This is a genomic window from Natronolimnohabitans sp. A-GB9 (genome assembly GCF_030848565.1).
Lineage (GTDB): Archaea > Halobacteriota > Halobacteria > Halobacteriales > Natrialbaceae > Natronolimnohabitans.
The window spans coordinates 1-1,856 of the sequence record NZ_JAVDDV010000053.1; the positions used below are offsets into that span (position 1 = coordinate 1).

At 64.5% G+C, this 1,856-nt stretch carries 2 protein-coding genes; both read right to left on the reverse strand.

The window, feature by feature from the left end; all coding sequences use genetic code 11:
* The coding region (locus tag RBH26_RS21205; protein ID WP_306760357.1) for a cation:proton antiporter at positions 1-897 on the reverse strand (897 nt) is incomplete at its 3' end.
* A 157-nt stretch (positions 898-1,054) separates the two neighbouring features.
* A partial coding sequence (locus RBH26_RS21210) for a sulfite exporter TauE/SafE family protein (RefSeq protein WP_306760358.1) occupies positions 1,055-1,856 on the reverse strand: 802 nt, incomplete at its 5' end.

The following is a 1,856-nucleotide window of genomic DNA, read 5'->3' on the forward strand; positions in this document are numbered from 1 at the left end:
AGCCAGCCCGAGTGTGCGGATGTCCGCGAAGTCGATCAGCGCCGCCAGTGCGACGAAGACGAAAGACAACACGACCACCGAAAGGTCGTCGAGGAAGTCGATCACGTCTTCGTGGTGGGGTAGATCGACGTTGCCCAGTACGAAGCCAGCCATCGCGGCCGCGGCGATCCCCGTCTCGCTGGCGATCGTTTCGGCACCACCGTAGGCGACGACGATCCCCGCGAGGACGATCAGTCGGGCGTGTAACGGACCGGTTTTGGGCGTGAGGTTCGACCGCGTGAGCACCAGCCATACCATCCCAGCGACGAGTGCGCCGATCGACAGCCCAACACCCAGCCGCAACGCGAAGTCCGCGACGAGGTGTGTGAGACCGCCATCGCCGGCGATCAACACTTCGAAGACGACGACCACCAGGATCGCTGCGGTCACGTCGTTGATCACGCCCTCGCCCTCGAGGACGGCGGCGACGTGATCGCGGACGGTGACGACCTGCAGGATCGGTCCGATCACCGTCGGCCCGGTCGCGATCAGTAAGGCGCCGACCAGCAATCCGACTTCGAGACTCGTCTCGAGGAAGGCAACGACGGCGGCGGCCGTCCCGAGCCAGGTGATCACCGCACCGACGGTGACGAGACGGGTCAACGCCGTCGGGCTCTCACGGAGTTTCTCGAGTCGGAGATGGTAGCCACCCTCGAAGAGGATGATCGCGACGCTGACGCCGACCATCGCCGAGAGCCCCTCACCGAACGTCTCCTGGGAGACGATCCCCAGCAGTTCGGGGCCGATCGCGATCCCCGCGAAGATCAGAAAGAGGACGCTCGGAATCCGGAGTCGATCCGCGAGGACTCGGGAGGCCACTCCCAGTGCCAGGATCAACGCGACGATCGCGACGAGCATCACGGCGAAACACGCAGGAGTGCGGTATTGGTAATCTCGAGTAGTTCATACTGCCGGACAACACGATGTACACTCCGGTCGCACTCGAGACGCGACCGGATGGGTACTGACTGTCGTCCGGTCGTATCAGCGCTGTACCGTCGCCCCCGCGGAGTCATCAGTCACCTCCGTCGGGGGTCGTTTGCGCGTGCGATTCGTCCGATCCGGTTTGCTGAACGACCTGGTAGAGGATCATCGCGGCGACGACAAACGACGATCCGACCAACAGGAGGACGCTCACTACCTCGAGCGAACCGGTGCCGAGCCAGTCGGAGAGTTCCGAAAGCGCGATGCCGACGCTGGCAAACACCATCATCAGCCCGAAGTAGACGATCACGTCGTTCTCCTCGACGATCGTCGTTGCCGCCGAGCCGATCTTGGCGCCGAGGGCGCTGCCGACCAGCAACAGCGAGACGACCGTCAGGTCGACGCTGCCGGACATCCCGTAGGTGAACGTGCCGAAGGCACCCGAGAACAGCCCGGCAAACAGGCTCGTCCCGACCGCGGCAGTCAGGGGCGTCCCGATCAGGTAGTGGATGGCGGGCATGCGGATGAAGCCGCCGCCGACGCCGATCAGCCCCGAGACGATGCCGACACCGCCGCCCGCGCCGGAGATCGTCCACACCGAGGCCCGACCGCCGGAGGTCAGCGAGATCATCGGCGGAACGTTGTACGACTGGATCTTCTGGCCGATCGCTGGGATCTCGTCGTCGTCTTCGTCATCGTCATCGTCATCGTCCTCGTCGTCTTCGTCCTCGAGATTGTAGGCGCGTCGCAGGAACAGCGCCCCAATCCCGGCGAGGAGGACGATGTACGCGATTCCCGTGACGAGTTCGGCGATACCCAGCGCCTCGAGGGCGAAGACGAGCCGACTCCCGAGTTCGATCCCGATCGAGAGGACGACAAAGAGGATCGCACCC